23 protein-coding genes and 1 pseudogene are annotated in these 25,872 nt (G+C 63.8%); 12 read left to right on the top strand and 12 right to left on the bottom strand.

The genetic code is table 11. The features are described 5' to 3' along the window. The first annotated feature begins 17 nt into the window (after positions 1-17). Complete coding sequence (locus tag JQK15_RS14545; RefSeq protein WP_214866206.1) at positions 18-1,343, top strand: metal-dependent hydrolase family protein; 1,326 nt, start codon at positions 18-20, stop codon at positions 1,341-1,343. 19 nt (positions 1,344-1,362) lie between these two features. Here JQK15_RS14545 and JQK15_RS14540 read toward each other — a convergent pair whose 3' ends face one another. Both JQK15_RS14540 and mgtE read right to left on the bottom strand, forming a co-directional pair. Continuing rightward, positions 1,363-1,761 carry a DUF1489 family protein gene (locus JQK15_RS14540; protein ID WP_010339600.1) on the bottom strand — a complete coding sequence of 133 codons (399 nt, stop codon included), beginning with the start codon at positions 1,759-1,761 and terminating at the stop codon, positions 1,363-1,365. A gap of 23 nt (positions 1,762-1,784) precedes the next feature. Then, complete coding sequence (mgtE, locus tag JQK15_RS14535) at positions 1,785-3,236, bottom strand: magnesium transporter (RefSeq protein ID WP_010339599.1); 1,452 nt, start codon at positions 3,234-3,236, stop codon at positions 1,785-1,787. A gap of 183 nt (positions 3,237-3,419) precedes the next feature. On the opposite strand from mgtE, the gene JQK15_RS14530 reads away from it, so the two are divergent. Then, positions 3,420-3,872 (top strand): peptidylprolyl isomerase, encoded by a 453-nt coding sequence (locus JQK15_RS14530; protein ID WP_004208636.1) that lies wholly within the window; start codon positions 3,420-3,422, stop codon positions 3,870-3,872. Positions 3,873-3,959: 87 nt separating this feature from the next. Here JQK15_RS14530 and JQK15_RS14525 read toward each other — a convergent pair whose 3' ends face one another. Continuing rightward, positions 3,960-4,646 (bottom strand): hypothetical protein, encoded by a 687-nt coding sequence (locus tag JQK15_RS14525; protein ID WP_214866205.1) that lies wholly within the window; start codon positions 4,644-4,646, stop codon positions 3,960-3,962. Positions 4,647-4,660: 14 nt separating this feature from the next. After that, entirely contained in the window at positions 4,661-5,383 is a 723-nt protein-coding gene (locus JQK15_RS14520; protein ID WP_136185603.1) for a peptidase, read from the bottom strand. Positions 5,384-5,698: 315 nt separating this feature from the next. Here JQK15_RS14520 and JQK15_RS14515 point away from each other — a divergent pair, with 315 nt between their 5' ends. Then, on the top strand, positions 5,699-6,253 hold the full coding sequence (locus JQK15_RS14515) for an outer membrane protein (RefSeq protein WP_214866204.1): 555 nt from the start codon (positions 5,699-5,701) through the stop codon (positions 6,251-6,253). Between the two features lie 175 nt (positions 6,254-6,428). Then, positions 6,429-7,343: a bifunctional helix-turn-helix transcriptional regulator/GNAT family N-acetyltransferase gene (locus tag JQK15_RS14510; protein ID WP_214866203.1), complete on the top strand. Its 915-nt coding sequence runs from the start codon at positions 6,429-6,431 to the stop codon at positions 7,341-7,343. Between the two features lie 180 nt (positions 7,344-7,523). Here JQK15_RS14510 and ppc read toward each other — a convergent pair whose 3' ends face one another. Then, the gene (gene ppc, locus JQK15_RS14505) at positions 7,524-10,226 is read right to left on the bottom strand and encodes a phosphoenolpyruvate carboxylase (protein WP_214866202.1); all 2,703 of its coding nucleotides are present in this window, start codon (positions 10,224-10,226) and stop codon (positions 7,524-7,526) included. A gap of 114 nt (positions 10,227-10,340) precedes the next feature. Here ppc and JQK15_RS14500 point away from each other — a divergent pair, with 114 nt between their 5' ends. Next, entirely contained in the window at positions 10,341-11,789 is a 1,449-nt protein-coding gene (locus tag JQK15_RS14500) for a helicase HerA domain-containing protein (RefSeq protein ID WP_214866201.1), read from the top strand. Then, a pseudogene (locus JQK15_RS14495) lies at positions 11,786-12,249 on the top strand (low molecular weight protein-tyrosine-phosphatase). The gene JQK15_RS14500 and the pseudogene JQK15_RS14495 overlap by 4 nt, the downstream one beginning before the upstream one ends. Positions 12,250-12,261: 12 nt before the next feature. Here JQK15_RS14495 and JQK15_RS14490 read toward each other — a convergent pair. From JQK15_RS14490 to JQK15_RS14475, 4 genes are all read right to left on the bottom strand, one after another. Further along, on the bottom strand, positions 12,262-12,642 hold the full coding sequence (locus tag JQK15_RS14490; protein WP_214866200.1) for an OsmC family protein: 381 nt from the start codon (positions 12,640-12,642) through the stop codon (positions 12,262-12,264). Positions 12,643-12,653: 11 nt separating this feature from the next. Continuing rightward, entirely contained in the window at positions 12,654-13,550 is an 897-nt protein-coding gene (locus JQK15_RS14485) for a pirin family protein (RefSeq protein WP_214866199.1), read from the bottom strand. Positions 13,551-13,579: 29 nt separating this feature from the next. After that, positions 13,580-13,900, bottom strand: coding sequence for a hypothetical protein (locus JQK15_RS14480; RefSeq protein ID WP_010339590.1), 321 nt, complete (start codon positions 13,898-13,900; stop codon positions 13,580-13,582). Between the two features lie 146 nt (positions 13,901-14,046). After that, on the bottom strand, positions 14,047-14,745 hold the full coding sequence (locus JQK15_RS14475; RefSeq protein WP_004208647.1) for a pirin family protein: 699 nt from the start codon (positions 14,743-14,745) through the stop codon (positions 14,047-14,049). 122 nt (positions 14,746-14,867) lie between these two features. On the opposite strand from JQK15_RS14475, the gene JQK15_RS14470 reads away from it, so the two are divergent. The 4 genes from JQK15_RS14470 (at position 14,868) to JQK15_RS14455 (ending at position 19,532) form a co-directional block, all read left to right on the top strand. Continuing rightward, positions 14,868-15,797 carry a LysR family transcriptional regulator gene (locus JQK15_RS14470; protein WP_010339588.1) on the top strand — a complete coding sequence of 310 codons (930 nt, stop codon included), beginning with the start codon at positions 14,868-14,870 and terminating at the stop codon, positions 15,795-15,797. 179 nt (positions 15,798-15,976) lie between these two features. After that, positions 15,977-17,572: a toll/interleukin-1 receptor domain-containing protein gene (locus tag JQK15_RS14465; RefSeq protein WP_214866198.1), complete on the top strand. Its 1,596-nt coding sequence runs from the start codon at positions 15,977-15,979 to the stop codon at positions 17,570-17,572. A 1-nt stretch (position 17,573) separates the two neighbouring features. Continuing rightward, on the top strand, positions 17,574-18,056 hold the full coding sequence (locus JQK15_RS14460) for a nucleotide synthetase (protein WP_037510897.1): 483 nt from the start codon (positions 17,574-17,576) through the stop codon (positions 18,054-18,056). 24 nt (positions 18,057-18,080) lie between these two features. After that, the gene (locus JQK15_RS14455; protein WP_214866197.1) at positions 18,081-19,532 is read left to right on the top strand and encodes a TRAFs-binding domain-containing protein; all 1,452 of its coding nucleotides are present in this window, start codon (positions 18,081-18,083) and stop codon (positions 19,530-19,532) included. Positions 19,533-19,544: 12 nt separating this feature from the next. Here the strand turns inward: JQK15_RS14455 and JQK15_RS14450 are convergent, their stop codons facing one another. After that, positions 19,545-20,198 carry a Crp/Fnr family transcriptional regulator gene (locus tag JQK15_RS14450; protein WP_214866196.1) on the bottom strand — a complete coding sequence of 218 codons (654 nt, stop codon included), beginning with the start codon at positions 20,196-20,198 and terminating at the stop codon, positions 19,545-19,547. A gap of 551 nt (positions 20,199-20,749) precedes the next feature. Between JQK15_RS14450 and JQK15_RS14445 the strand changes: the two genes are divergently transcribed. Beyond that, positions 20,750-21,928 (top strand): tyrosine-type recombinase/integrase, encoded by a 1,179-nt coding sequence (locus JQK15_RS14445; RefSeq protein ID WP_214866195.1) that lies wholly within the window; start codon positions 20,750-20,752, stop codon positions 21,926-21,928. A gap of 303 nt (positions 21,929-22,231) precedes the next feature. Here the strand turns inward: JQK15_RS14445 and JQK15_RS14440 are convergent, their stop codons facing one another. Together JQK15_RS14440 and JQK15_RS27445 are read right to left on the bottom strand one after the other, a co-directional pair. Next, positions 22,232-23,167, bottom strand: a complete 936-nt coding sequence (locus JQK15_RS14440) for a hypothetical protein (protein ID WP_214866194.1) — start codon at positions 23,165-23,167, stop codon at positions 22,232-22,234. Further along, positions 23,164-23,826, bottom strand: coding sequence for a TauD/TfdA family dioxygenase (locus JQK15_RS27445; protein WP_214866193.1), 663 nt, complete (start codon positions 23,824-23,826; stop codon positions 23,164-23,166). The genes JQK15_RS14440 and JQK15_RS27445 overlap by 4 nt, the downstream gene beginning before the upstream one ends. A gap of 305 nt (positions 23,827-24,131) precedes the next feature. Here JQK15_RS27445 and JQK15_RS14430 point away from each other — a divergent pair, with 305 nt between their 5' ends. Beyond that, a complete protein-coding gene (locus JQK15_RS14430) occupies positions 24,132-25,622 on the top strand; it encodes an AlbA family DNA-binding domain-containing protein (RefSeq protein ID WP_214866192.1) in 1,491 nt (496 codons plus the stop codon). Positions 25,623-25,872: the final 250 nt, after the last annotated feature.

The following is a 25,872-nucleotide window of genomic DNA, read 5'->3' as shown; positions in this document are numbered from 1 at the left end:
ATTAAACAGGGGGTTACATGATCTGGGGGAAGGCAGCGGCGCTGGCCGCATGCAGCATGACGGCGCTGGTCGCGGTGTCGGCGCCGGCCGTAATGGCCAAGGATGTCGTGGTCCATGCCGGACGGATGATCGACGGCACCGGCGCTGCCGCGCGCGAGAAAGTGTCGATCCTGATCCATGACGATCGCATCACCGCGATCCAGTCGGGCTTCGTCACGCCCGCCGGCGCCGAGGTGATCGACCTGTCGGCCAAGACCGTGCTGCCGGGCCTGATCGACACGCATGACCATATCACCGCCGGCTGGCACAGCGGCGACCCGATCCGCAACGCGGTGACGCGCAGCGCCTATGAGGACGCGATCGAGGCGACCGGCTTCGTGCGCAACACGCTGCTCGCCGGCTTCACCTCGGTCCGCGACTGCGGCGCCGATACGCAGGTCATCGTCGCGCTCAAGAAATCGATCGACGGTGCCGTCATCCCCGGCCCGCGCCTGTGGGTGGCGGGCACGCCGCTCGGCCCGACCGGCGGCCATGGCGACGCGGTCAACGGCCTGCGCGTCGAATTTGCCGACATTCCCCACATCAGCGACAATTTGATCGACAGCCCGGAAGCCGCCCGCATCGCCGTGCGCCGGCTGAAGCGCGAAGGCGCCGACCTCATCAAGATCATGCCCTCGGGCGGGGTCATGTCGATCGGCGACGATCCCAAGCATCAGCTGATGACCGACGAGGAGATCAAGGCGGTGATCGACACCGCCCATAGCCTGGGCATGAAGGTCGCGGCCCATGCCCATGGCAAGGAGGCGATCGACCATACGATTGCGCTGGGCGTCGATTCGATCGAGCATGGCTCCTATGCCGACGCCGGCAGCTACAAGATCTTCAAGCAATATGGCGCCTATCTGGTGCCGACCATGCTGGTGGGCGAGCGCGTCTATCAGCGCGCCAAGGAACATCCCGAACAGCTCAATCCCTCGACCGCCGAAAAGGCGCTGGTGATCGGCCCGCTGCTGCAGAAGAATCTGCGCGATGCCTATGCCGCCGGGGTCAAGATCGCCTTTGGCACCGACACGTTCGGCCTGTCCGACCATGGCGAAAATGCGCAGGAATTCGCGCTGATGGTGCGCGCGGGGATGCCGGCGATGGAGGCGATCAAGGCCGCCACCGCCAATGCCGCCGACCTGCTGGGCAGCGCCGATGTCGGCACGTTGCAGGCCGGCCGCTATGCCGACCTGATCGCGGTCGACGGCGATCCGCTGGCCGATGTCCGCCAGCTCGAAAAGGTCGGCTTCGTCATGAAGGGCGGCGCCGTGGTGAAGGCCGATGGCAAGCCGATGATCTGAACCTCGTCTGGGGCTGGCGTCAGACCAGCCCCAGCCGCGCCAGTTCGTTCAGCATGGCGGGCGGCATCGCTTCCAGATCGTCCGCCTCGCCCCCGCCCAGATCGGGCGGCGCATCCTTGTCCTCCAGATAGCGCCAGCCCTGATGCGCGCGCTTTGGCGCCGTCCGCACGGGGATCAGCCGCGGCGCCAGCCGGATCCAGTAGCGCCCCTGCCCGGTCTCCTGAAATCCCAGGATCGGGCTGCGGCCGACCAGCGCATGGCCGTGAATCCAGTAGAGCGATCCACCCTCCATCTCCTCCAGCCGCTTGGGCAGGTAACGGGTGGTCAGGCGCGCCTCGTCCGCATGGCTTTCCAGCCAGGCCTTGAGGGTCGCGGGGCTTTCGCTCTGGAAGGCGATCTTGGTCAGGTGCAGCGGCATCGGCGTCAAAATGGGGCGGCGGCTCAGCCGGTCAATCCCGCCGCCGTCGCCAGCCCCAGAAAAGCGAAGAAGCCCATCGAATCCGTGATCATCGTAACGAAGATGGACGATGCCACCGCCGGGTCCAGGTTCATCCGGTCGAACGCCAGCGGCACCGCCGCGCCCGCTAGCCCGGCCGTCACGATATTGGTCATCATCGCCGCGGCAATCACGCCGCCCAGCGCGACATTATGGAACACCAGCCCCACGCCCAGCCCCAGCACCAGCGCCACGGTGCAGCCGTTGAGCAACGCCACGCGAATTTCGCGCAAGATGGTGCGGCGGGCGTTGGACCCGGTAATCTGGTTGGTGGCGAGCGCGCGCACCGTCACCGCCATGGTCTGGCTGCCGGCATTGCCGCCCACGCCCGCGACGATCGGCATCAGCGTCGCAAGCGCCACCATCTTCTCGATCGTATTCTCGAAAATGCCGATGATGGTGGACGCCACCAGCGCGGTCAGCAAATTGGTCAGCAGCCAGCGCACGCGCGCGCGATAGCTGTCCATCACCGGCTCGTTGATGTCGCCTTCGCCCGCACCCGACAGGCGGAGAATATCCTCGCCCGCTTCCTCGGAAATGATGTGGACGATGTCGTCGACCGTGATCATGCCGACCAGCCGGCCGCTGCCATCGACCACCGCGGCGGAAATCAGCGCATATTTCTGGAAGCGCAGCGCCACTTCTTCCTGGTCCATGTCGACCGGGATCAGCGTCTGCTCGCGCTTCATCAGGTCGGCCATGGCGATGCCGCGCGGACAGGTCAGCACCCAGCTGAGCTGACAGGTGCCGATCGGCTTATGCCCTTCATCGACGACGAAGATTTCCCAGAAATCGCGGGTCAGGTCGCCATTGTCGCGCAGATAGTCGATCACCTGGCCGACCGTCATATGTTCGGGCACCGCGACCAGGTCGCGCTGCATCATGCGGCCGGCGGATTCTTCGGGATAGGACAGCGCGGACTCGATCGCGGCGCGATCCTCCGGCTCCATCGCCTCCAGCACCGCCTGCTGGTCGGCCTCCTCCATGTCCTCGATAATCGCGACGGCGTCGTCGGTATCGAGTTCGGAGGCGAATTCGGCGACCTGCTCGGGCGCCAGCGCGCCGATCAGGTCGTCGCGCACATAATCATTGAGTTCGGACAGAACCTCCGCGCCGACCAGATCGCCCAGCGCGGCAGCCACTTCGCCACGCTGCTCGGCGGGCGTCAGTTCCAGAAGGTCGGCGATGTCGGCGGGGTGCAGCGGCGAAACCAGTTCGCGCGCATGGTCGATATCGCCCTCGTCCACCGCATCCAGCACGGCGGACAGGAATTCGGGCTTCAGCCGGTCATCCTCGTCCAGGCTCGACTCGGCCTGCTCCATACCGGCCGAGATCAGACTCTCGTCAGCAAGTTCCTCGTGCGGCCGCGGCTCGGCCAAATCGCCACGTTCGGTCATGGCGCGCGCAACTGTCCGGTTCCTGTAACATTTCGATGCTTTCGCCGATGCACAATATAATTGCAATGGGGTTGGACGCGCTTTGGCAACAGATGGGACAGGCTTTGCCAAACAGCCGCTTCCATCCCCATCCCAAGCCTCTATATGAGGCGATCAACGCCTTCCCCAATGAGAGGATCTTTCATGGCCGACGAAACCCTTACCCTTTCCCTCGACAGCGGCGGCGACGTCGTGATCAAGCTGCGCCCCGACCTGGCGCCCGGCCATGTCGAACGCATCACCACCCTTGCCAAGGACGGCTTCTATGACGGCGTGGTCTTCCACCGCGTCATCCCCGGCTTCATGGCGCAGGGCGGCGATCCGACCGGCACCGGCATGGGCGGTTCCAAGCTGCCCGACATCAAGGCCGAATTCAGCCGCGAACCGCATGTCCGCGGCGTGTGCTCGATGGCCCGAGCGATGAACCCGAACAGCGCCAACAGCCAGTTCTTCATCTGCTTCGACGACGCCACCTTCCTCGACGGTCAGTATACCGTCTGGGGCGAAGTCACCTCGGGCATGGAACATGTCGACGCGCTGCCCAAGGGCGAGCCGCCCAAGACGCCGGGCAAGATCGTCAAGGCGACCGTCGCCTAAGCGATACGCCGTCAAGGCCACCGCCAGCCCTCATCGGCATGGCGGCAGGCCAAGCCCCGACACCGGTGCGGCCCCGCCGCGCCGGTGTCAGTGTTTCCGGGCCAGGCCGTCGGTCGCGGAAATCAACTGCGCGGTCTGGGTCGCATTGTCCGCCTCGTCCGCCGGCGGCGCGACATAGGCGCCGATCGATTCGATATGCCAGCGCCGATCCGCCTCGCTCGCGCCCGGCACCGCATCGACCCGGCGCAGCACCACCTGGCGCAGCCGATACCAGGGCTTGCCGTTCGCCTTCAGCCGGCCATAGACCTGCACCGGCACCGTCACGAAGCTTGATCCGGCCGCGCCCTCGATCTCGGCCGGGCTGCCGATATTGGCATGAATCTCGCTGAAGCCACGGAAGCGCGCGGCGAAATGCGCATCATCCTGCGCGCCGATCGCGCTCTTGTCGTTCCACAGATCCTGCGCGTCGCTGAAGCGCTTTTCCTCCAGCAAGCCATAATAGCCCTGCACCACCTGCGCCGCGCCCTGGGCGCTGTCGGGGTCGATCGCCCCTTCCTCGGCCGGCGCCGGTTCGATCGGCAGGCCACCGGGCGTGCCGGGCTGCGGCGGCGCCAGCGGCTCCATCAGCGCCTGCGCCTCGGCCCGGACATTATTCTCGACCTGGCTGGCATTGGCGCCATTGGCCAGATTGTCGATCGCACTTTCCTCCCGCCCGTCACAGGCAGCCAGACTCGTCAGGCCCAGCAACAACGCAGCGCCGGTCATTCCCCTCATGAACGTCTCCCGCATTATTGGGGCCGGGTCCGAACCGGATCGCGACCACTGCCTCTTGTCCCGGCGTCCGACCGCATGCGCGGCGCCGGACGGGCGCTGCCGCCCATGTCACGCGGCGGGCGCGCCGCCTGGGGCGGGCGCTGGCCGGGCTGCGGCACATAGCGCTGGTCGCCGCCGCTGGCACCGGGACGCCCGCGGCCGGGCGTGTCATTGCCGCGCGGCGGGCGCGGACGGCTCCAATTGCCGTCATTAGGCCGACCGTCACCGCCATTCCAGCCGGGGCGACCGCCAGGGCGTCCGTCGCCCGGCCGATTGCCATCGGGGCGCCCGTCACCCGGACGATCCCAGCCCGGCCGACCATCGCCCGGACGTCCGTCACCGGGTCGCCCATAACCGGGCCTGCCGTCACCGGGCCGACCATTGCCCGGCCGGTCCTTGCGACGCGCTTCCCAGTAGCGGCGCTGGCTGTCATTCCAGCGATGCCGCGCACCGGCGCGGTCATAGACATAATAGCCGCGTCCCGGATAATAATAGTCATTGTACCAGCCGCCATAGCCGCCCGGCGCATAGCCATAAGGGCCATAATAGCCGTCGCCATAATAGCCGCCACCGCCATAATAGCCGGTGCCGACGCTCACGCCGCCATAACCATAGCCGTCATCATAGGCGCAGCCCCCCAGGGCCATCGCGCTCGCGAGACCAAGCGCAGCCAGGAATCGTGATCCGGTCCGCGTCATTGCCTGTCTCCTCATATGCTTCATGACCCCGGTTAACGCCGCGCGGTTGAATTGGTGGTGAATGAAAAGCGGTTCAAGATCGGGCATTTATCTGCGGTTCAGAAAAAGCGACTTTCGTTCATCCCCCTGACAGAAACCGTGTCGTTTCCAACACATAATCATGGTCCGGGCAATATTTCGCATTTCGTTCAGGAAACCTTCCGCCGGCCCCGACCATTGATGCCCCATGTCCTCGCAGACGCTTGCAGCGCACGGGACATGCCGGCGGGTCCACACCCCGGCCTAATTTTCAGAAACAGATAAAGGGTCACCCCCATGAAGACACTGCTTTTCACGGCAGTTGCTGCCGCCACCCTGTTGCCTGCCGCCGCGATGGCGCAGGACGACAGCAGCTCCACCCGCCGCATCGAACCCTATGTCGGCGTGATGGCGGGCGTGCATAATTATGACAGCGAGACCAGCAAGGAGGGTATTCCCCCCGTCGGCTACAAGGGCCGCATGGTCGAAGGCGTCGCGGGCGTGAACTATAATGTCGCCGGCCCGCTTGTGCTGGGTGTCGAAGGCACCGTGTCCAAGGGCGTCAGCGGCGACATCGACTGGGAATATGGCGCGGCCGGCCGCGTCGGCGTGAAGGCCGGCAAGGACAGCATGTTCTTCGGCAAGGTCGGCTATCAGTGGACCAATTTCGACGCACTGGGCAAGGATAGCCGCGACTATCATGGCATGACCTATGGCGCGGGCCTTGAACTGTCGCCCGCCGATCTTGGCAGCTCGGCCGAGCGCAGCAATGTCCGCCTGCGCGTCCAGGCCGACACGACCGGCAATTTCCATTCGATCCGCCCGATGGCCGGCGTCGTCGTCAAATATTGATCGCATGAACGGACGGGCCGGTCATTGATCGGCCCACCCGCCCAGCCTTCATCCCTTTCCATAAAGGGATCTGGGGTGCGGGACGGCCTTGGACTGCGGCCGTCCCGCATTCACCTGCCCCAATATAGTTGCCAATATAGTTGACTAAGTCAACATTCCATGCTGAAGCGTCGGCATGGAACAGGCCATTGCAACCATCCGCACCTTCAACCGCTTCTTCACCCGCCATGTGGGGGCGATCGACGCGCGCTTCCTCGACAGCGACGCCAACCTGCCCGAGGCGCGGCTGCTGTTCGAAATCGCCCGGCTGGAACCGGTGCTGGCCAGCACGCTCCAGGCCGAACTGGATCTGGATCGCGGCTATCTCAGCCGCATGATCGCCCGCTTCGAGAAGAAGGACTGGATCGTCCGTGATCAGGAAACGGCTGACGCCCGCGCCCGGCCGATCCGCCTCACCACCGCCGGCCGCGCCGCCTTCGACCAGATCGACAGCCGCCAGCGCGCCGTCGTCGCCCAGGATCTGGACCGGCTCGACAGCGTCGAGCAGCAGGATCTGCTCCAGGCGCTCACCCGCGCGCGGCTGTTGCTCGATCCCGCCAGCGGCGGCCCCTTCACCATCCGCCCCTTCCGCACCGGCGAGGTCAGCCAGGTCGTCACCCGCCAGTCGATCCTCTACGCCGCCAGCCATGGCTGGGGCCGGCCGCTCGAAACGCTGGAGGCCGAAACCGTCGCCGCCTTCCTGCGCGACTTCAAGCCGGATCGCGAACAATGCTGGATCGCGGAGATCGACGGCGTGATGGCCGGCGCGATATTCCTGACCGACGAGGGCGACGGCCTCGCCCGGCTGCGCCTGCTCCATGTCGAGCCCTTTGCCCGGCGGCGCGGAATCGGCGACGCGCTGGTCGCCACCTGCCTGCAATTCGCCCGCGACAAACACTATCGCGCCGTCACGCTCTGGACGCACAAGATATTGGAACCCGCCCGCCGCATCTATGCCCGGCACGGCTTCGTCTGCGTGTCGAGCGACGTCCACACCGTCTTCGGCGACCCGATCGAGGGCGAGACCTGGCGCATCGCCCTCCTCCCCTGACCGCGCCTGTCCTACGCAGCGGGGCGATGCTATAAGGGGGGATGGACCGGTTGGCCGCTCGCAACATGATTTCCCACAATTGATCGATAAGATCGAAATGTGCGGGAAATGTGCGAAGTTAAGCGCGGCAAATCCTACAGAGCGGGTCGGTCATCCCCACCCGCTCCATAGCGTTCCAACTCAGCCGCTGTTGCGCAGCGCGGTCGCGATCGCGTTGATCGACAGTTCGATGCCTTCCTTGATCCGGGCATCATCCTCGCCGGCGCGATAGCGCTTGAGCAGTTCGACCTGCAGCAGATTGAGCGGCTCGATATAGGGAAGCCGCAGCCGGATCGACGTCTCGGTCGTCGGGCTCCGTTCCAGCAGGCGCGACTGGCCGGTGGCCGCCAGCAGCCCGTCATGGGTCAGCGACCAGCCTTCGCGAATGCGCCCGAACAGCGTTTCCGCCTTGGCCTGGTCCTCGACCAGCGGCAAATATCGCGCCGCAATGCCCAGGTCCGACTTGGCCAGCACCATCTCCAGATTGGCCAGCGCCGACTGGAGGAAGGACCAGTGCTGCGCCATGTCGGCCAGCAGTGCCTTGTCCTCGAACGCAGCGATCGCATGGCCGAAACCATACCAGCCCGGCAGCATCACGCGCGCCTGCGCCCAGCTGAACACCCAGGGAATGGCGCGCAGATCCTCGATCGCGGTGCTCTTGGTCCGGCTCGCCGGACGCGACCCGATCTTGAGGCCGGAGATTTCCTGGATCGGGGTCAGCTGGCGGAAGAATTCCTTGAACCCCTCGGTGCCGTAGACCAGGTCGCGATAGGCGGTGAAGGCGTTCTTCGACAGTTCGTCCATCGCCGCTGCAAAGCGGGCGGCATCCTTCGCCGACACGCCTTCGGGTTCCAGGCTGGCGAGCAGGGTCGCGCTGGTCATCGCCTCCAGATTGGTCATCGCCACGTCGCGCGTGCCGAACTTGGCGGCGATCACCTCGCCCTGTTCGGTGATGCGGATGCGCCCCTGCACACTGCCGCGCGGCTGCGCCTGGATCGCCTTGAAGGCGGAGCCGCCACCACGCCCGACCGCGCCGCCGCGACCATGGAACAGCTGCATCGCCGCGCCAGCCTCGGCAAAGACCGGCTCCAGCGCCTGGCTCGCCTTGTAGAGGCTCCAGGTCGAGGTGATGTAGCCGCCATCCTTGTTGCTGTCGGAATAGCCGATCATCACTTCCTGATGGCCGCGCGCCTGCACCACCCCGGCGATTTCGGGCAGGCCGAAATAGGCGGTCATGATCTTGGGCGCGGCCTCAAGGTCGCCGATCGTCTCGAACAGCGGGATCGACATGATCGCCGCCTTGGCCGGGTCGCCATTTTCCGGCGCGCGCCACAGCCCCGCTTCCTTCAGCAGGATATTGACCTCCAGCATGTCGGACACGCTTTCGGCCTTGGAAATGATATAATGGGTGATGCACTGCGGCCCATAGGTGCGGTGCGCCTCGGCGGCGGCATGGACGATCGCCAGTTCCGACGCCGTTTCCTCGGAATATTCCGAAAAGCGCGTGCCGAGCGGCCGGTTGGTCGCCAGTTCCTTGCGCAGCAAGGCGATGCGGGCAAATTCGTCGAGCCCGGCATAATCCGCCTCGACCCCGGCGACCTTCAGCAGTTCGGCAACGACGCGCTGATGCACGTCGCTATTCTGCCGCATGTCGAGCGTGGCGAGATGGAAGCCGAATGTTTCGACCGCGCGGATCAGCCGGCCGAGCGCGCCACCGGTCGACAGCGCGCCATCACCCTCGCTTGCCAGCCCCTGCGCCACGGTGACGAGATCGCGGCGGAAATCGCCCGGCGCGGCGTAAGGCTCTCCCTTCAGTGCCGACGGGCGCGGCGGCGCCTTGCCGACCAGGCTGACATAGGTGGTCGCCAGCCGCGCATAGATGCCCGAAATGGCCCGGCGATAGGGCTCGTCCTGGCGGCTGGGCGATGCGTCACCGCTCGCCTCCGCCAGCGCCAGCACCGCTTCAGGCACATGGGCAAGCTCGGTCGAGACCGACAGTTCCGCGCCCAGCGCATGGATCGATTCCATATAATAGGCCAGCGCCGCCTCGCAGCCGCGGCCCAGCGCCGATCGCAACTGCGGCGCCTGGACGAACGGGTTGCCGTCACGGTCGCCGCCGATCCAGTTGCCAACCCGTAGGAAGCTGTGCGGCCGTGCGCCCAGCACCCGTTCCCACCGGCCATAAAGCGCCGGCAGCGTCGGCAGGAAGATGTCGCGGAAATAGGTCAGGACATTGTCGATCTCGTCCTGCACGAACAATTTCTCGCGGCGCAGCGGCCGCGTCTGCCACAGCAGCGCGATCTGGCGAAAGATCGCCTCGTCCAGATTCTCGCCGTCATCCGTCTCGGTCCGCCCGGCATCCTTGAGCTGCATCAGGTCGGCGATGCGATTCTTGTGATCGATCATGCTCTTGCGCCGCACCTCGGTCGGGTGGGCGGTCAGCACCGGCACGATCAGGCTGTGCGACAGCAATTCCAGCACCGCATCCTTACCGATGCCATGCGATTCGAGCTTGGCCACCGCCGATGCGACATCGGCGCCGGGTTCCGCCGCCACCCCCTGTCGATCCTCGGCCAGATTGGCGAGCATCGAGAACAGCATGAAGCCGCGAGTGAAGTTGAGCGTGTCGTCGAGATTGAGGGCATCGAGGCCCGTGTCGGTCAGGTCGGCACCCTGCAGCCCGCGCGCGCGGTCGACCGAGGCGGAGCGGATATATTCGGTCTGCTTGTACAGTTTCTCCCCGCCATAGGCCCGAATGACATCGCCCAGCAGGCGTCCCAGATAACGGATGTCGGGATTCTGCGTGATCGCAGGCGCGGATTGGGCGGGGTTTATGCTCTCCATGATGGATCGATGCTGCATCGCAACAATGCGATGGTCAAGATATTACGCGGCCAACGCTGGCAAACTGCCCAATACGGGTTGCGCGCAGGCCACAGGCTGGGCCAAAGGACGTTCGTGACCGCCAACATCAGCATAGGAAATGACGGCACGGGCAATCCCGTGCTGGTCGATGTCGAGGAACTGCTTGCCACCCGTCTGCTCGTCCAGGGCAATTCCGGGTCGGGCAAGTCGCATCTTCTGCGCCGCCTGCTGGAGGAAAGCGCGCCGATGGTGCAGCAGGTGGTGATCGACCCGGAGGGCGATTTCGTCACCCTGGCCGACGAATATGGCCATGTCGTGATCGATGCCGGCGACTATAATGAGCGCGAGATCGTCAAGATGGCGGCCCGCATCCGCGAACATCGCGCGTCGGTGGTGCTGAGCCTCGAGTCGCTGGAACTGGAAGCGCAGATGCGCTGCGCCGCAACCTTCCTGTCGACCCTGTTCGATGCGCCGCGCGACCATTGGTATCCCGCGCTGGTGGTGGTCGACGAGGCGCAGATGTTCGCCCCGGTCGCCGCCGGCGACGTGTCGGACGAGGCCCGGCGCCTGTCGCTCGCGGCCATGACCAACCTGATGTGTCGTGGCCGCAAGCGCGGCCTGGCCGGCGTCATCGCCACCCAGCGCCTCGCCAAGCTCGCCAAGAATGTCGCCGCCGAAGCCTCCAACTTCCTGATGGGCCGCACCTTCCTGGATATCGACATGGCTCGTGCCGCCGACCTGCTGGGCATGGAGCGGCGCCAGGCGGAGCAGATCCGCGATCTGGAGCGTGGCCGTTTCCTGGGGCTTGGGCCCGCGATCGCGCGCCGCCCGGTCGCCGTGAAGATCGGGTCGGTGAAGACCGGCACGCGCGGTGGCACGCACAAGCTGATGCCACCGCCGATCACCACCGGCGAGGATTTTCAGGAATTGCTGTTCGCGCGGGTCGAGGAAGAATCGATGCCGCCGCCCCCGCCCCGCGCCGAACCGCCGGCCCGCCCGGCCGAGGAGATCATGCGCCAGCTCGCCGATGTGCCGTCGGCCAAGCCCGCCGCGCCGGAACTGGATTTCGGCGAGAATGAGCCGATCGTGATCGCCGTTCTGGACGAGATCGTCGCGGACCTGGGCGAAGCCGTCCCCAGCGTCGCCGCCCTGTTCCAGGATTTCGGCGTCCGTTGTCGGATGAAGGGGCTGCGCAAGCCGCCGCTCGACCTGCCCGCCTTCCGCAAGCGCTTCGCCATGGCGCTGGCTGGCATGAGCGATTCGGCCGACCCGCGCTGGGAAGAACCGATCCGCGCCGCCGATCCGGTGCCCGAGGATATGCTGGCGCCCTTCCTGCTGATCGCCCGCGCGGCGATGGAGGGCGAGCCCTGCCCCGAGGACACCGTGCTGGCCCGCGCCTATGGCACCAGTTCGCCCGGCCGCGTCCGCCGGCTGATCGAATATATGGAGAAGCTGGGCGTGATCGTCGCGCGCACCGATTTCGGTGGCCGCCGCTCGATCGGTATCCCCGCGCTCGGCCTCAGCACGGCCGCCGCCGAATGACGCAGGCGTCGGTCCTGTTCGTCTGCCTTGGCAATATCTGTCGCTCCCCGCTGGCCGAAGCCGCGCTGCGGGCGGAGGCCGAACGGGCGGGTCTTGATATTGTCGTGGATTCGGCCGGCACCGGCGACTGGCATGTCGGCGATGCGCCCGATCCACGCGCGCAGGGGTGGCGCGGCGCCATGGCATCGACATCAGTGGCTATCGCGGGCGCCAGGCGAAGTCGGGGGATTTCCACCGCTTCACCCATATCTTCGCGCTCGACAGCGACAATCTCGCCAATCTGCGCCGCATCCGCCCTGCCGACGGCACCGCCAGCCTATCGCTGTTGATGGACCTGGTGCCGGGGCGCGAGGGCAGCGGGGTCACCGACCCCTATTATGGCAATGATGCCGGCTTCGACATCACCTGGGACGATGTCACCCGCGCCGCCAGGGCAATCGTGGCCAGGCTTCAGGCCTGACCACCAACGCGATCAGGCCAGCGTCGTCGCGATCGGCAGGCCCTGTTTCAAGGTCAGCGTGACCGGGGTCCGCTCGGCAACATCAGCCAGCCGCGCCCGCTGCTCCGTGTCCAGCCCGACGATCGTCAGCGTCCAGTCGATCCGCTTCTCCTCCTTGCCCGACAGGCGCAGCGCGACGTCGAGCGATTCCAACGGCCAGCCCTTCTTCTCCGCATACATGCGCAGCGTGATCGCGGTGCAGGCACCCAGCGCCGCCAACAGCAGATCATAGGGGGCCGGGCCAAGATTGGCGCCGCCCAGCGCCTCCGGCTCGTCGGCGGTGATGGCATGACCGCCGACGACGATCTCCGTGCGATACCGGTCCTTGCCGATATGGGCGCTACCCTGGGCCATGATGCTGCTCCTTATACCGGGAGGGGGATGAATTCATGCTCGTCGGGCACCGGGGCGAAGCGCCGGGCCTGCCAGTCGGCCTTGGCCTGCTCGATCCGATCGGGCGAGGACGAGACGAAATTCCAGAAGATATGGCGCTTCTCGGGCAGCGGCTCGCCGCCCATCAGCATCAGCCGGGTCGCGCCCCTGGCGCGCAGGATGATCTCCGCACCGGGCTTGAACACCACCAGTTCGCCGGTCGCGAAGCCGCCGGTCTGGCCGACCACTTCGACTTCACCCTGCACCACATAGATGGCGCGTTCGACATGTTCTGCCTTGAGCTGATAGCGGGCACCGTCCTGCAGCACGATATCGGCATAGACCATGTCGGAGAAGGTCTTCACCGGCGACACCAGACCGTCGGAACTGCCGGCGATCAGCGTCAGGCGCGTGCCCGCATCCTCGATCGTCGGGATTTCGTCGGCCTTGTGATGGGCGAAACCCGGATCGACTTCCTCCGCCTGCGTCGGCAGCGCTACCCAGGTCTGCAGACCGAACAGCTTGCCGCCCTTGGCGCGATTTTCCTCGCTGGTGCGCTCGCTATGGACGATGCCGCTGCCCGCAGTCATCCAGTTGACCTCGCCGGGGCGGATCGACTGGACCGATCCGACGCTGTCGCGGTGCAGGATTTCGCCCTCCAGCAGATAGGTGACGGTGGCAAGACCGATATGCGGGTGCGGCCGCACGTCCAGCCCCTCGCCGCTGTTGAAGGTTGCCTCGCCCATCTGGTCGAAGAAGATGAAGGGGCCGACCATGCGGCGATGCGCCGACGGCAGCGCGCGGCGGACCGAGAAGCCATCGCCCAGATCGCGGACCGGGGGCAGGATGACCAGATCGACGCCGTCGACCTCTGAAGTGCGGATGGACATGGGACTTATCCTCTTTTCGGAAAATGGGGTCAGGCGCCGAGCAGCGCCAGCGCCTCAATCTGGGCGCGGCTATAGCCCTGCGCGGCCAGGGTCGGGACATGGCGTTCGGCGATCGCGCGGGTGCGACCGGATTCGCAGAGAAATTCGCGAACATCATGCAGATGCGGGGCCAGCGTCACTGGCTGGGCCTTCTTCGGTCCCAGGATCGCGTCGAGCGCATGGCCGATCCGCGACCGCACCGGACCGGCCGCCGCCGGTTCGCCACAGCCACAATCGGCAACGGCGCTCAAGGTAGCCTTCACGTCCTGCCATTCGGCGGAGCTGAGGCGCGGGGTGGCGATGTTCAGCATGAGAAGGCTCCCTGTTCGTCTGGACCGTTTCCTTGGCTTTCTTCTAGCGCGATGACGCTTTCAGGATCAGCCGGATAAAATCGGTCACTCTGTTCTATATTCTGGAAAAGAAGGGGCGCATTACCCGCGCCCCTCCCCTTTTATCGTCAGGCCGCATCGACCAGCACGATCTCGCTATCCTCGATCGCCGTCACGCGGATGACATCCAGATCCTGGATCGCCACGCCGTCACGGGCATTGGCCCGCACATCGTCGATCTGGATCGCGCCGGTGGCCGGGACCAGATAGGCCTTGCGATCCTTGCCGATCGGATATTCGGCGCTCTCGCCCGCCTTCAGCGTCGCAGCGACAACCCGCGCATCGGTGCGGATCGGCAGCGCGTCATTGTCATTCCCATAACCCGACGCCAGCGTCACGAACTGGCCGCTGCGCTCACCCTTGGGGAAGGGACGCGAGCCCCAGCTGGGCGCTTCGCCGTCGCGGGTCGGGATGATCCAGATCTGGAAGATCTGCGTCGTCACGTCCTCGCGATTATATTCCGAATGGGTGATGCCGGTGCCGGCCGACATGACCTGCACATCGCCCGCCTCGGTCCGGCCCTTGTTGCCCAGATTGTCCTGATGGGTGATCGCGCCTTCGCGGACATAGGTGATGATTTCCATGTCGCGGTGCGGGTGCGGCGGGAAACCGGTGCCCGGCGCGATCGTGTCGTCATTCCAGACGCGCAGATTGCCCCAATGGACGCGGGCGGGATCATGATAGCCGGCGAACGAGAAATGATGCTTGGCATCCAGCCAACCATGATTGGCGCCGCCCAGGCTGTCGAAAGGACGAAGTTCGATCATCTTGTGTCTCCTGCGGGCGGCGCATCCATGATGGGGCCGCCCTGTCGAAGACCCAATTAGCGCTTGAACGCATTTCCGTTCAGATGGATAAAATGCATCGAAACGTTCCAGGAAATCGAACAGTGAACAATCCCGGCACCCCGACCTTCGACCAGCTGCGCATCTTTCTCACCATCGTCGACACTGGCAGTTTCGCCGCCGCCGGGCGCAAGCTCAATCGCGCCGTGTCGGTCATCAGCTATGGCATCGCCAATCTGGAGGCGCAGCTGGGCGTGCTGCTGTTCGAGCGTGAAGGCACGCGCAAGCCGCAGCTGACCGTCGCCGGCCGCGCCCTACTGGCGGAGGCCCGCAGCATCGCCCATGGCATGGATGGCCTGCGCGCCAAGGTGAAGGGGCTGCTCGACGGGCTGGAGGCGGAGGTCAATCTGGCGGTCGACGTGATGTTGCCGGCCGAGCGGCTGGGCAAGGTGCTGCGCGCCTTCGCGAAGGAATTTCCGACGGTACAGTTGCGCCTCCATGCCGAGGCGCTGGGCGCGATCGTGGCGATGGTGCTGGATCGGGGCGCGGTGATCGGTATTTCCGGGCCGCTGTCGGCCGGGGTCGAGGGGATTGAGAGCATGTCCGCCGGGCTGGTGCCGATGGTCCCCGTCGCCGCACCCGACCATCCGCTCGGCCGGATGGAGGCGATCGCACCGGGCGCCGGGCGCGACTATACCCAGCTGGTGCTGACCGACCGGTCGCGCTTTACCGAAGGCCGCGACTTCTCGGTCGCCAGCCCCAAGACCTGGCGTCTTGCCGATCTGGGCGCCAAGCATGCGCTGCTGCGCGAGGGGATTGGCTGGGGCAATATGCCGCTGCCGATGATCGAGGCGGATCTGGTCGCGGGCACATTGGTGCGGCTCGCCATGCCCGATCATCCCGGCGGCACCTATCGCTTCTCGGGCATCTGGCGCCGCGACACCCCGCCCGGCCCGGCCGCATCCTGGCTGATCGCGCAGTTCGTCGCGCTGGGCGCCGACGATCGCGAGGCGGCGGGGATGAGCGACGTCTAGGCGTCCGCCAAAGACCGCGTCATCCCGACGATGCGACGCTTCCCCTTGATGAATCATGTTTTTCTGGCACACCCCAAGGAGATTGCGGCGGGGTCCGACAAGATGGCGACCATGTATCGCCGACCGGGCTCACGCCGACAATGACAGGTGGGGGACAATAGAGTGAGTGCGTGTCGCGCATGAACAAGGTCAAGGAGCCGCCTGCCACGGTCGGCGCGCGCCAATATCGTGCTTTTCTGAGCTACAGCCATGCCGACGAGCGCGCGGCGGGAAAACTGCATCATTGGCTGGAAACCTACCGGATGCCCAGGCGACTGGTCGGCATACAGGCCGGCCGGGCGGCGGTCCCGCGCCGGCTGACCCCGATCTTTCGCGATCGCGCCGAATTGCCGGCCGCTTCCAGCCTCGACGAACAGGTGCGCCTGGCCCTGTCCCAGTCGGACGCCCTGCTGGTGCTATGCTCGCCAGCGGCGAAGGCGTCGCGCTGGGTCAATGCGGAAATCGCGCTGTTCCGCGAACTTCATCCCGACCGGCCAATCATCGCCGCGCTGGTCGCGGGTGAACCGGCCGACAGCTTTCCCGCCGCACTGATCGCGCGCGATGCCGATGGCATAGAGCGTGAACCGATCGCCGCCGATTTCCGCGCCGACAGCGACGGCCCCAAACTGGCCCGGCTGAAGATCGTCGCCGGCCTGACCGGCGTACCGCTCGACCAGATCATCCAGCGCGACGCCCAGCGTCAGTTGCGCCGTGTGATAGCCGTCACATTTGTTGCGCTTTTTCTTGTCCTATTGATGGCGGCGATGCTGGTCTTTGTCGCGCGGGCAAGGAGCGAGGCAGAAAGCCAGCGCCAGCAGGCAGAGGGACTGATCGAATTCATGCTGACCGATCTGCGGGAAAAGCTGGAGGGCGTTGGCCGGCTCGACGTGCTGCAGACGGTGAACAAGCGTGCGCTCGCTTATTATGCCGACCAGCCCGACCTGGAGACATTGCCGAGCGACTCGCTCGAACGGCGCGCCCGCATCCTGCAGGCGATGGGCGAGGATGATTTCAAGCGCGGCGACACGCCAGAGGCCATCGCCCAGTTCCGCGAGGCCTATCGCGTCACGGCCACCCTGCTGGCCGCCGCGCCGAACGATCCGCAACGCCTGTTTGCCCATGCCCAGAGCGAATTCTGGCTCGGCTATGTCGATTTCCTGCGCGACCGGAACGACGCCGCCCTGACACGCTTCCAATCCTATCAGGCGCTGGCCGAAAGGCTGGTGCAGTTGCGTCCGGCGAACGGCGCCTATTGGCGAGAACTGGGCTATGCGCAGGGCAATATCTGCACCATCGCCCTCGCCAGGAAGAATCCCGACAGAACATTGCAAAGCTGCAAGGGCGCGCTCGACACCATGAAGCGGGTCCAGCGCCTGGCGCCCGGCGATCCGGCGATCGCTGCGGACCTCGCCAATCGCCATGCCTGGATGGCGGACGCGCTGCGCCTGCAGGGGGATGACCGGGCGGCACTGGTGCAGCGCGAAAAGCAGGACGCGATCCTGCGGTCGCTGCTCCGGCGCGATCCGAAAAATGCCGGCTATCTGCAGGACTGGATGCTGGCGCGTTATTCCATGTCGAACCTGCTCTATGATCTGGGTGAAACCGATCGCGCCAAGGCGCTGCGCGCCGAAGCCCGCGCCGACGTCGGCGACCTGGTGGCGCGCGATCCGGCGAACAAGGACTGGCGGGTCTGGCAGGGCAAGCTGGCCAAACCATTGACGAAGGGGAGCAAATAAAATGTCGACGCTGAACTATACCCAATATGGCCTGGCGCCATTGATCGAGGTCGAACTGGAAGATGGCGTCGCGCCGCTGCAGTTCAATGTCGCACTGAAAGGCGAGGAGGGTTGGGTTTCGCTGCGCTATGAACAGCCCGGCGTGACCGATCATGACTATATCGCCATCACCGAAAATTCGATCGTGGAAATCAACCTGATCGGCGATCAGCTGTTCTTCTCGAAAAATTACGACGCCATCACGACCGAAGAGCCGCTCTCTTCCTTTTACGGCGGCTTGATCTATGATGATTATCGCGCCGATCAGGACCGCTACAAGACCGTCCGGTTCCAGGCACGCTACAATCAGGGCGGCAAATATGGCACGCGGCACGGCTTCAACATCAATATCGACCTGCTGCAAAATCCCAGTGCCACCGAACCCAAATGGATCCCGCTGTCGATCGACCCCGACATTAAGAATCCGCCGCCCAAGGAAGACTGAGCGCAGCGACGGGGTGGTGGCGACATGATCCTTCCGATCCTTGCGCAAATCCGCAGGGTTGCACGCAGCGGCGATACCGTTCGCGCCTGGACAATGTTCGGCGCGGCGGGCTTGCTGCCGTCACGCGACAGCGATGCGCTGACCCTCAAGGGCCGACTGCTCAAGGATCGGGCGCTGCGCAGCGAGGGCGCCGAACGCGCCGCGCTGCTGGACGAGGCGCGACAGGCCTATCTCCAGGCGGCCAGCGACTGCCGCGCCACCTATCCGCTCATCAATGCCGCCACCCTCGCCTTTCTGAACGATCGCCCCGCCGACGCGGCCGACCTCGCCCGCCAGGTGCTGGCGCTGCTCGACAGCGGCGATCATGTGCAGGAAACGCGCTACTGGCTGGCGGCGACAGCGGCCGAAGCCCATCTGCTGCTGGGTGACGAGGCCGCAGCCCAGGCCGCCCTGGCACAGGCCATGGCGGCCGCGCCGGACGCCTGGGAAGATCATGCCGCGACGCTGCGGCAATTCCACGAGATATTGACCAGGCAGGGGCGCTCTACCGCGATCCTCGATCCGCTGCGCCCGCCACCCAGCCTCTATTTCAGCGGCATCATCGGCCTGCCGGACAATGAGGAGGAAGCCCGCACCAAGATCGAGGCGGCGCTCGATCAGATTGCGCCGGGTGCCGCCTTCGGGGCGCTCGCCGCGGGCGCCGATATCCTGATCGCCGAATGCGCCCTTTTCCGGGGCATCCAGTTGCACATCGTCCTGCCGACAAGTCTCGACGTCTTTCGGCAAGGCTCGGTCGGCCGGTTCGGTGACCATTGGCTCGCCCGCTTCGATCGCCTGATCGACATGGCCGACAGCCTGGACGCGCCCGACGCCATCACCAGCCTGTCCAACGCGGCGATCGACAAGGGGTGCGAGATCGCCATGGGACTGGCGCTGCGCCGTGCCGACGCCTTTGCGACACAGGCCATCGCACTGCATATCGGTCGCGCCTCGGATCAGCCTGCCCCTGCCTATTGGCTGTGGCAATCACGCACATTGCCCGTGCGCAAGATCATCCTCGAACAATCAATGCCTCCCTCTGGCGATGCGCTGCCCATGGCCGCCAACAAGGCTGTTTTGGCATCGACGACGCGCCTCGCGCCAACCATGCGCGAAAGCGCCAATGGCATGCATTTCCAGGCATTCGACGATATGGCCACCGCCATGCTCCAGGCCAGCCTGATCCTGAGGGACTGGCCGGACCATGGGCTGGCGCTGGAATATCAAACGGTCATGCCGAATGATCCGATCGATGGCGAGGAATGCCTGGCGCTACTCCTGGCGCCAGCCGCACTGGCCGGCAGCATCTGCATGCCCTGGCCACAGGCCGCCGCCATGTCACTGCAAGGCCCCGGCTATCGGTTCGAGATTGCCGGCGAAGTGATGACCCGCCAGGGCGATTGCCCGGTCGGCCATTATTATCCGCCGTCCAGCTGACGGCGCGCGCCTTCAGACGACCATGTCCGCCAGCATGCGCGGCGCATGGATCTGCATCTGACCATCTTCCCGACTGACGATGCCGCGCCGGATCAGCACGGCGATCGCGCGGGACGCGGTCTCGCGGGTCGTATTCGCGCTCAGCGCCAGGGTGGTGACCTGCGGCGCTGGCACGATATGGTCGCGACCATCGGCCAGCGCGAGCAATTCGCTATAGACCCGCCCGGCCGCGCTATAGGTGGACCGGGTCGCCATTCGATCCAGCGCCCGGTCGAGCTGGCGCGCCAGCAGCCAGGCCATGCCCGCGCCGATCTGCGCATCGCCCGCCACCAGCGCGGCCAGCGATTGTGCCTCCGCGCGCAACAGGCGGCTATCGACCAGCACCTCTATCTCGGCCCGGTGCGTCGTGGGCGTTGGATAGGCGCCGAAAAACTCCCCCGGCCCATGACGCGCCAATTGCTGGCGCTGGCCATCGATTCCAAAGGTCTGCACCGCCACGCAACCGTCGACGATCAGCCAGCAATGGTGCGACGCCTCCCCTTGCCGGGCCAATATCTGCTTGGCGCCGACCTGCTGCGGAACCAGCACGCGGCGCAGCAGCTCCGCCGCCTTCCGATCACATCGGAAAACCGCTGCCAGCACCTCGACCTGTTCCTCGACCTGCAATCCTTCACTCCTCGGTGACGATCGATCGTTCCGTTACCGGCATAGCCTATGCGCTCCGGATGAACAGGAGGGCAGGATGATTCTCGGAAAATATGTGATCTGCATCACGGCCATGCCGAGGAGATTTCCCTAGGGAATCAGCGCGACCCGAAGGAGGCCCCGGTGGGGCAACCTTTTCTTGGCCCGGAGCTTCATATGGCTTCGGGCCTTTTTTTTCGCAATCTCCATGCGGTTCGGCCATCAACCACAAGAGGGGGCGCCGCGCGTGGAAACCAAATGCCGGTGCGTGAACCGATCGGCAATATATGCTGCTGGATGGTCCCTGACAGGGACAGGTTCGCTATCAAAGCGATGCACCACCTTGTCATGAAGGTGGTGACCCCTACGGGCTTATAACTTAAATCTCAGGCAGGTTCAGGGCGTTCCTAAGTCCTCTGTAATTTCAGAGATTTGTCTTGTAGGGTGTTCGCGGTCGGTCGCTCTGATTTGCCTGAAATCCCATCAATTTGTGGGATCGATTGTGGGACCATTTCAGGCGGGAATTAGAACCGATGGCTCTGACAGCTTTGAAAGTGAAGAACGCCCAGCCGGGCCGTCATGTCGATGGTAGGGGATTATGCTTGGTCGTCAAACCAAGTGGCGCGCGATCTTGGGTTCTGCGGATGCAGAAGGATGGGCGTCGTCGCGACTACGGCTTGGGTTCGACCTTCGACGTGTCACTTGCTGAAGCGCGTGATGCCGCGATGGCACTGCGCCGTCAGGTGCGTTTAGGCGTCGATCCTGTAGCGGAGAAACGCAGATCTCGAAAAGGCGTGCCTAGTTTTGAGACGGCCGCGCGGGACTGCTACGAAGCGATGAAAGAGGGCTGGAAGAACCAGCGGCACGCAAGCTGGATCGCAAGCCTCGAGAACCACGTCTTTCCGTTGATCGGCGCCCGGCCCATCAACGAGGTAGACAGCCCTACTGTTGTGGAAGTGCTGTCTCCGATTTGGTTGGACATACCGGACACTGCCCGCCGCATCCTGCAGCGTATTGGAGCCGTTCTGGATTTCGCGCACGTCAAAGGCTGGCTTCCAGAAGAGGTATCCCTTCGTTCGGTCCGGAAGGGACTTCCGCGTCAGGCGGAAAAGGCCGGGCACCTGGAAGCCATGCCATATGCCGACGTCCCCTCGCTTATGCACCGGCTGGCGACGTCAGCATCGACGACCGGGCGCGATGCGCTGCGCTTCACGATCTACAATGCCGTGCGTTCAAATGAGACGCGCTTCGCGGTCTGGAGCGAGTTCGATCTTGAGAAGGCTGTCTGGACCATACCGGGAGAGCGAATGAAAGCGGGCGACACCCATGTTGTGCCGTTGTCACCGGCGGTAGTCGCATTGCTGCGCAATCGGTGGAACCAGCGAAGCAGCGACACTGGTCTGGTCTTCAGCAACGATGGCGAAAAGCCGATCAGCGATATGACCATGACCAAACTACTCAGGGACGATGGTATCAAAGGGGTGACCGTGCATGGTTTCAGATCAGCTTTCACCGACTGGACCGCTGAGCGGACCGGTTTCCCCAAAGAAGTGGCGGACAAGGCGCTGGCCCACAAGCTTTCGAACAAGGTTGAGGCAGCGTACCGTCGCACAGATTTTTTCGACAAGCGCCGAAGCCTTATGGCGCGGTGGGCTGAATATCTCGAGCAATGGCCTTCGAAGAGCAATTCTTCGCGGAGATTGGCTGAATGACCTGTAGCCGGTCTTTTTCCTCAAAAAAGTAAAATTTGGCAGATCGACTAAATCTTTGCCGACCTCTACGGAGCTATACGCGACCCGTCCGTGGAAAGGCGTTTCCAAGGGCAAGATGGCTTCCGACTTTCGGTGATCGTCGGAAGCCATTTTTTATCTGGATGGCGCGACCCGGATTACCTGTCAGCTTTTGGCTGAGGATGGGACGTTCCGGCCCGTCGCCTTTGGAGTGGCCGGTCAGGGTAGGCCGACGTTCGCAGCGCGGCTGCGCTAGACTAGGTCAAAGGCTTCCCTTGGGACACTTCAGCAGTTTCCGTAGTCCGGCTCGTATTCGATCTGGCGCTCGTCGGTTTCGGCGTGTTCCAGTTCGTACCCTGCCGCGAGAACTTCGGCTTGGCCGGTGAGATGCAAATCGCAAACGGGGCAAGCGAACTCATCCGCTGAGTACGTAATCTCGACAGTCTCCCATGGACCATCATCATAAGTCTCTTCGATGACCTCTTCGCTCACGCTGTCGCCTGCAAGAAAACCTTTGGCGGTGCAGACAATGCACTTCGCTTCCCAAGTATTGTCATTGCCCCACTTAAAGAGATCGGAATAGTGAACGGCGCTGCGAGCAGCTGCTTCTTCGATGAGGCGCTCTCTCGTTTTCTGCGAGACACCTTGCATCTTTACTTTAGATACTTCGATTTTCACCGCAACGAATGCCTTTAGCTTCTCCGCGGCGATTGCCAGAAGCTGTTGCTTTTCTTTCGCTTCGCCTTCACCGATCCAATCGTCGAGATTGCGCCCTATCGAGGCAAGGATGATATTGCAGGCATACCAGTAGCGCGCCTCCCAAGCTTCCACCTTCATGGCCTTGAACGGCACATCGCCGGAATGGAGCTCGGCGTTGCGTCGTTCAGAGATGGCCTGGCAATTTTGGCGTACATTCTCATCGAACGCCGGGATCAGATGGCGGAGCCGTTCGAAGAGCGTCTTCGCTGTGATGGTCTTTACGTCCGTTGTGGCGGATACGCCTGCGGCGACAAAAAGCGAGGGGGAATGAGTCGGATCGACCACGAGGCAGGGGTGACGATGAGCGAGTGCCGCTTTCCCGAGCAACTCAAGCGCCAGAGATGCCCAAAGCTGATATTCCTCAAGGTCTTTCTCGCCCTTTCGGCGTAATGCCTTGGCGATATAGGCACGCGACTTTCCAAGCAGCGCTTCCTCTGAAATGGCGGTATTTACATCGGTCATTGAACACTCACCCGAAAGAGAAGGCGACTGTCTGCTGCCGTCGCCGTTCGGCCATGTAGCATGTGCCAATTGTCTATCAGCAAGATCTCGCCACGACGCCATTCGTGCTTGATTACGTCGATGCGCCCGATCGCATTACTGACAATTTGCAGTGCTTCTTCGCCGCGTGCGTCCAGCGGCTCCATGCATCCAGGATCATAGCGGAGGAAGGGACGGCCCTTGTCCAAGATGGTCGAATAGAACGATCGCCGTCCGGTGCGTACCAGCACCGCAGCGGAGGCCAACACTGAAAGCTCGCTAGGGGAGAACTTGAGAGCGCTGATGGGTGCCAGCCGGGTCTGGGCTCCCGATTGGCCGGGGTTGGCGCAGCCAAGCAGAAGGTAGCGGGCTGGCCGGAGATAATGGGCCGTGTCAATGTGCATCGGCAATTCACTCAACCCATAGGCGGCGCTCAGAGATCGCTCTTCGGCTGCCTCGGTCGGGCGTGGGGCAATAGGTTCAATGAGCGCGCCATTGCGGCCAGCCACCACAGTGCCGATGCGCCGGGCAAATGCGAGGAGAAGTGCTGCGAATGCTTCGTGATTATCTGCCGTCGCACTATAGCAGCGCCAACCTGACTGCTTGTGTGTCCGGATTATTTTCTGTCCGGAAATTTGCACTTTCGATCCTCACTGAATTACATCTAGTTTCTATTGAAAGGGAGCACGGGGTTGGTCAAGATCACCGACAAAAACGACATGATGATGCTCCTGAGCATGGACCGGGCTGGGTCCGCTCTCTTGCATCCGAAAACCCCCACGGAGGCAAAAATGGATCGAAATCACTTAGCACCTAAATGAAAATGCAACCCGGTCACCTGGGCTGTCTTTCAGAAGTTGAATTGTCATGATGGACGGACAATCCCATCAATAGCTCAGACTGCCGGCCATTGCGCCGGATTCGAAAGCAGAACAGGGGTGGCAAGTTGATTCAAGACGAAGAAATTGCGCTTATCAAAGCGATGATTTTACGCGGCATGAAGATTGCCGAAATGCAGTTCTATTTCAATCGCCAAGACCGGCCAGTAAACACTGGTCGCTTCGCTGACATCCGTGCGGGCCGTTATGGCCGTTCGGCTCAGATCGCTCCCGCTGCAGATGCCACCCTTCAGGTCTTCCTCGACGACCATGCAGCTGGCCGCATCCAAGTCGAGCCAACTAGGCCTGACCCGCTGGCCAAGGCCACCTTGAAGGCCCTCTTTGGAAAGGTTGGAAAGGGCACTTGGCGCATTGCGGGTGGTGAGAGCGAGCGCGTTGAATGTAAGGAATCCTTCCACCTCAAGGGGAAGTGGCTTCGCGCTGTCGCTGCCCTCGCAAATAATCAAGGCGGTTACATCCTTTTCGGCGTCCGCGACAAGGACGATGAGGCGGGCCCCCTCATCGTCGTCGGCATGAAAGATACAGCCTTTCTCGACATTGACCCGCTCGTCCTCACACGCCGTATCCGGAGCACCTTCGATCCGACACCCACCTTCCAAGTAGGCAGAGTCAATTTTGGAACCAAAATTGTGGGCGTTATTCATGTAGATCAACACCCCGGTCGGCCCGTTATGGCCCTCAAGCAGGAAGGTGACATCTCCGAGGGCGACATCTTCTACCGCTATCCCGGTCAGAGCCTCCGAATTAAGTACAGTGATCTGCGCACGCTGCTGGATGAACGCGATGCGCGCATCCGGGCTGAGCTTCAGCCTATGCTTAACCGCCTCGTGCAACTTGGCCCCGGCCGCGCAATGATCGCAGATCTTGAAAACGCGGAACTCACCGACGGCCGTCGTTCAATCCGCATTGATAAGGAACTCGCCGAGACCCTCACATTCATTAAAGAGGGTCATTTCGTCGAAAAGGCTGGTACCCCAGCCCTTCGTCTCGTCGGCGACGTGCGCGTTGGAAGCGACGCACCTGCCATCAAGAAAGGTATCGTCACCCGCGCCGATATGCTCTCCGACTTCATCGATGATAATAGTCGCGCCGACCCAATCGACTACCTTCGTTTCGCCGTCGAGATATCTTCGGGTGAGTGGCTACCCATTCGTCACTTCGCCCGGCTCGCCGGCATGAACGATGTCCAACTCATTGCGTTTATCAAAGCTTCCGCTGGCCGACCCGCCATCCGGAAAAAATTCTCCGACCGTATAGCTAATCCTGACGCCGCATTCGCCACTGCCGCTGGCAAACCCGCTGCCTGGCTGGCCCGAGTGATCTCTGGCGAAGATGTGCATCCCTCTACTGCCGAAGAGGCCGGAGAGATCGGACGTGGCCTGCAGGGGATCGACACCCAAATTGCTATCTCGCCTTCAGTTCTTCGTGCCCTCGCCGGGGAGTGCCTCGACGCTGCTGCCGGCTCCGACAAAAACGCCCATGGCAGCTATATCCGACGTGGAATCGCAAGGCTCGACGAAATTTTCTACAGAGAGTAAGCGTAGCATTCATAGACCGACAATCTAAGGGCCGGCGGCATCACGCAAGCATCGGCGCCGCACCGGACATTTTCCTATCGGCCATCCGGGACATCCAGATTGTAATAGCCGGTCTGCACCTGAGGACGAAAATTCGAATGCTGAGCGACCGGGAAGGGTGTGCGCCGTGCAAAGGCGGCACTTTCTAGCGGGTGAAAGGCCCGCCCGGCGATGCTCCAGCCGGAAGCAACCGGGGCAGGCATGGAGGTGA

This window comes from Sphingobium sp. BHU LFT2, assembly GCF_018604485.1.
Lineage (GTDB): Bacteria > Pseudomonadota > Alphaproteobacteria > Sphingomonadales > Sphingomonadaceae > Sphingobium > Sphingobium yanoikuyae_A.
Note: the sequence above shows the minus strand (reverse complement) of the source record. Positions and strands in the feature narration are given on the sequence as shown.

Excerpts from the sequence above, each read along its gene's own strand:
- JQK15_RS14515 (WP_214866204.1), top strand. The coding sequence starts at position 5,699 with ATGAAGACACTGCTTTTCACGGCAGTTGCTGCCGCCACCCTGTTGCCT.
- JQK15_RS14440 (WP_214866194.1), bottom strand. The coding sequence starts at position 23,167 with ATGACCGATGTAAATACCGCCATTTCAGAGGAAGCGCTGCTTGGAAAG.
- JQK15_RS14460 (WP_037510897.1), top strand. The coding sequence starts at position 17,574 with ATGTCGACGCTGAACTATACCCAATATGGCCTGGCGCCATTGATCGAG.
- JQK15_RS14475 (WP_004208647.1), bottom strand. The coding sequence starts at position 14,745 with ATGATCGAACTTCGTCCTTTCGACAGCCTGGGCGGCGCCAATCATGGT.
- JQK15_RS14480 (WP_010339590.1), bottom strand. The coding sequence starts at position 13,900 with ATGCTGAACATCGCCACCCCGCGCCTCAGCTCCGCCGAATGGCAGGAC.
- JQK15_RS14530 (WP_004208636.1), top strand. The coding sequence starts at position 3,420 with ATGGCCGACGAAACCCTTACCCTTTCCCTCGACAGCGGCGGCGACGTC.
- ppc (WP_214866202.1), bottom strand. The coding sequence starts at position 10,226 with ATGGAGAGCATAAACCCCGCCCAATCCGCGCCTGCGATCACGCAGAAT.
- JQK15_RS14540 (WP_010339600.1), bottom strand. The coding sequence starts at position 1,761 with ATGCCGCTGCACCTGACCAAGATCGCCTTCCAGAGCGAAAGCCCCGCG.
- JQK15_RS14465 (WP_214866198.1), top strand. The coding sequence starts at position 15,977 with ATGAACAAGGTCAAGGAGCCGCCTGCCACGGTCGGCGCGCGCCAATAT.
- JQK15_RS14485 (WP_214866199.1), bottom strand. The coding sequence starts at position 13,550 with ATGTCCATCCGCACTTCAGAGGTCGACGGCGTCGATCTGGTCATCCTG.
- JQK15_RS14525 (WP_214866205.1), bottom strand. The coding sequence starts at position 4,646 with ATGAGGGGAATGACCGGCGCTGCGTTGTTGCTGGGCCTGACGAGTCTG.
- JQK15_RS14545 (WP_214866206.1), top strand. The coding sequence starts at position 18 with ATGATCTGGGGGAAGGCAGCGGCGCTGGCCGCATGCAGCATGACGGCG.
- JQK15_RS14520 (WP_136185603.1), bottom strand. The coding sequence starts at position 5,383 with ATGACGCGGACCGGATCACGATTCCTGGCTGCGCTTGGTCTCGCGAGC.
- JQK15_RS14455 (WP_214866197.1), top strand. The coding sequence starts at position 18,081 with ATGATCCTTCCGATCCTTGCGCAAATCCGCAGGGTTGCACGCAGCGGC.
- JQK15_RS14445 (WP_214866195.1), top strand. The coding sequence starts at position 20,750 with ATGGCTCTGACAGCTTTGAAAGTGAAGAACGCCCAGCCGGGCCGTCAT.
- JQK15_RS14490 (WP_214866200.1), bottom strand. The coding sequence starts at position 12,642 with ATGGCCCAGGGTAGCGCCCATATCGGCAAGGACCGGTATCGCACGGAG.
- mgtE (WP_010339599.1), bottom strand. The coding sequence starts at position 3,236 with ATGACCGAACGTGGCGATTTGGCCGAGCCGCGGCCGCACGAGGAACTT.
- JQK15_RS14510 (WP_214866203.1), top strand. The coding sequence starts at position 6,429 with ATGGAACAGGCCATTGCAACCATCCGCACCTTCAACCGCTTCTTCACC.